At 63.3% G+C, this 3,078-nt stretch carries 4 protein-coding genes; all 4 read left to right on the forward strand.

Annotation, left to right across the window (positions count from 1 at the left end):
• The first annotated feature begins 72 nt into the window (after positions 1 to 72).
• Genes tnpA through PKKP23_RS33165 form a run of 4 tightly spaced genes read left to right on the forward strand, consistent with a single transcriptional unit; the run spans position 73 to position 3,048 of the window.
• Positions 73 to 504, forward strand: coding sequence for an IS66-like element accessory protein TnpA (gene tnpA / locus PKKP23_RS33150; RefSeq protein WP_240659278.1), 432 nt, complete (start codon positions 73 to 75; stop codon positions 502 to 504).
• Complete coding sequence (tnpB, locus tag PKKP23_RS33155; RefSeq protein ID WP_074295443.1) at positions 501 to 848, forward strand: IS66 family insertion sequence element accessory protein TnpB; 348 nt, start codon at positions 501 to 503, stop codon at positions 846 to 848. The genes tnpA and tnpB overlap by 4 nt, the downstream gene beginning before the upstream one ends.
• A 51-nt stretch (positions 849 to 899) precedes the next feature.
• Positions 900 to 2,444 carry an IS66 family transposase gene (tnpC, locus tag PKKP23_RS33160; protein ID WP_126880051.1) on the forward strand — a complete coding sequence of 515 codons (1,545 nt, stop codon included), beginning with the start codon at positions 900 to 902 and terminating at the stop codon, positions 2,442 to 2,444.
• Positions 2,445 to 2,451: 7 nt separating this feature from the next.
• The gene (locus tag PKKP23_RS33165; protein WP_126880052.1) at positions 2,452 to 3,048 is read left to right on the forward strand and encodes a plasmid pRiA4b ORF-3 family protein; all 597 of its coding nucleotides are present in this window, start codon (positions 2,452 to 2,454) and stop codon (positions 3,046 to 3,048) included.
• Positions 3,049 to 3,078 lie beyond the last annotated feature (30 nt).

Here is a 3,078-nt window from a genome sequence, read left to right on the forward strand (position 1 = left end):
GTATGCGTCATTTGATGGCCGCATGGACAGAGCTGAAGCCTGTGTCCAAAGTGATGCCCGTTACTTCAAGTGGTGGGGACTACTTTGGACACACGGAATGCGCGATCATCGAACCGCAAGGGCCGACCGAATTACACACCAGAGTACCGACGGCAAGTTGCCGTCGCGGCGTGCGAGCCGGGTATTTCGGTGGCCAAGCTCGCGCAGGCGCACGGACTGAATCCCAACATGGTGTTCAAGTGGCGCCGGCAACTGCGGGCGGGCCTGTTTGAAGGGGTGGCGAACAGCACAGCGGTGTTGCTGCCCGTAGCGCTACCGGATGCACCGACCGGCGAGAGCGCAGAGCCGGCGTCGCTCGCTCTACAGCCTGTCGAGCCACATCGCGAGAGCGTACCGGCAGCGTCGGGCATCGAGATCGAACTGAACGGTGCCCGTGTACGCGTCACGGGCATGGTCGACCCCGTGCAGTTGCGCCTCGTGCTGCGCTGCCTGATGCCAGCATGATTGCGCCGCCAGGCGGTACGCGCGTGTGGCTGGCAGCGGGCGTTACCGATATGCGCCGTGGCATGGATGGACTTGCCGCGCTGGTGCAGTCAGCGCTCGGTCGTGATCCCTTCTCGGGGCACATCTTCCTGTTTCGCGGGCGTCGCGGTGACCTCATCAAGATTTTATGGTGGAGCGGCGACGGCATGAACCTGTACGCGAAACGACTCGAGCGTGGGCGCTTCGTGTGGCCGCAGGCGGACTCGGGAACAGTCCATCTGTCAGCCGCCCAACTGTCGATGCTGCTCGAAGGGATTGACTGGCGGCATCCCGAGCGGACGTGGCAGCCGACGCACGCGGCATAACGCAGGGTGCGGAAACCCACAAGCGCGTGGGCTTCATTTACACTGGCATGCATGCCAGCCAGCCATCTGCCCGATGACATCGTCGCCCTCAAGCGCATCGTTGCCTCGCGCGACGAGACCATCGCGCAGTTGCTGGCCGAGATCTCGCGACTGAAGCGATGGCAGTATGGCCGCTCATCTGAGCGCATGACCGAACTGATGGACCAGTTGCAGCTCGCGCTCGGCGAGCTTCCCGTTCCTGAATCGGCCATGGCCGCAACGGCGAAGGTGCCCGATGCCGACGCGACTGCGGATACGTTGGCCACAACGAAAGTTGTTCCGCTGCGCCGCAAGCCACGGCACTTCCCCGCCCATCTTCCCCGCGAAACTGTTGTTCATGCACCGACGGATTGTGGATGCATGGAGTGTGGGCAACAGATGCGCGCGCTCGGTGAAGACGTCTCGGAGATGCTCGACTATGTGCCCGGCTACTTCAAGGTACTGCGTCACGTACGTCCGAAGCTGAGCTGCCCGCGATGTGCTGCAGTGGTGCAGGAGCCGGCACCTTCGCGGCCGATAGCACGCGGGATGGCGGGTGCCGGGCTGCTCGCGCAGGTGGTCGTCGCGAAGTACGCTGACCATACGCCGCTATACCGGCAGGCCGGGATCTATCGCCGCGCGGGCATCGAACTGGACCGGGCAACACTGGCTTCGTGGGTGCGTGAAGCGGCTGCGCTGCTGCATCCGCTGTCCGATGCACTCGGCCGTTACGTGCGCGCCACAGACAAGATCCATACCGACGACACGCCCGTGCCTGTGCTGGAGCCGGGGCGTGGCAAGACACGCACAGCGCGCCTGTGGACCTACGTGCGAGATGACCGCCCGGCAGGAAGCCGTGCGCCACCAGCAGTCTGGTACAGGTACTCGCCCGACCGCAAAGGTGAGCGACCTCGGGAACATCTGGCGGGCTACACGGGAATCCTGCAGGCAGATGCCTTCAGCGGGTATGACGCCCTGTATCGTGACGGCACGGTCATCGAGGCCGGATGCTGGGCGCATGCGCGGCGCAAGTTCTACGACCTGTACAAGCTGGACAGCTCACCGATTGCCGAGGAAGCACTGCGTCGCATTGGGGCGCTGTATGTTGTTGAACGCGAGGTTCGCGGCCAGACGCCGGACATACGCCTGTCTGCGCGTCAACAGCGCTCGGCCCCGTTGCTCACTGAGCTGAAGGCCTGGTTCGAACACACGCTGTCACAGGTCTCGGCGAAGTCGGGACTGGCGAAGGCGATCAGATACTCGCTGGGGCACTGGCACGCACTCACACGCTATTGCGAAGACGGGCGCGTCGAGGTGGACAACAATACGGCGGAGCGCGCGATCAGGCCGCTGGTCCTCGGCAGGCGCAATTATCTGTTCGCGGGCTCCGATGGCGGTGGCCAAAGCGCGGCGGTGATCTACAGCCTCATCGGTACGGCGCGCCTGAACGGTATCGAGCCGTTTGCCTACCTGCGCACGGTGTTTGAGCGCATCGCTGATCATCCCGTCAACCGCATCGACGAGTTGCTGCCGTGGCGCCTGATGCCAGCCGAACACGTCGAGCAGCAAGCCGCGTAATAATTCGATGGCCCAAACCCGCAAGCCCTCCCTGCGCCAGGTCAAGGCGCCAGTGCCCGATTACGTGCTGCGCGTTGAACTGCAATACATCAAGCCGGCAATCTGGCGACGAATCATCGTCCCCGGCTCAATCCGATTGGGCAAGCTGCATGTCGTGCTGCTGCTGGCCATGGGCTGGGAGGGCGGGCACCTGCACGAATTCGTCTTCGGCGAAACCAACTATGGTCAACCGGATGACTTCGGATTCCCGAGCGATCCGCCAATGCTCAACGAAGTACGGGTCACGCTGGCGAAGGCGTTGGGCGGGCTGAAGTCATTCACCTACATCTACGACTACGGCGACAACTGGCGGCATCGAATCAAGGTCGAGAAAGCACTCGTGCCAGATCCGGACATGCGCCGGCCGCTGTGCCTGGACGGACAGAATGCGTGTCCACCGGAAGACGTTGGCGGAGTGCCGGGATATGCTGACTTCCTCGAAGCGATCGGCGATCCGACGCACGAGGAACACGACCACTTCCTTGAGTGGTGTGGCGGCAGCTTCGATCCCGCTGCCTTCGATCTCGTGCTCGCGAATCAGCGGCTCTCAGAGGTCAAGTTCTGATCGTCAAGACGGCCTCGGTTTGACGCTTAC

The sequence above is a fragment of the Paraburkholderia kururiensis JCM 10599 = LMG 19447 genome (genome assembly GCF_003986935.1).
In the GTDB taxonomy this organism is placed as follows: Bacteria; Pseudomonadota; Gammaproteobacteria; order Burkholderiales; family Burkholderiaceae; genus Paraburkholderia; species Paraburkholderia kururiensis.

Excerpts from the sequence above, each read along its gene's own strand:
- tnpB (WP_074295443.1), top strand. The coding sequence starts at position 501 with ATGATTGCGCCGCCAGGCGGTACGCGCGTGTGGCTGGCAGCGGGCGTT.
- tnpC (WP_126880051.1), top strand. The coding sequence starts at position 900 with ATGCCAGCCAGCCATCTGCCCGATGACATCGTCGCCCTCAAGCGCATC.
- PKKP23_RS33165 (WP_126880052.1), top strand. The coding sequence starts at position 2,452 with ATGGCCCAAACCCGCAAGCCCTCCCTGCGCCAGGTCAAGGCGCCAGTG.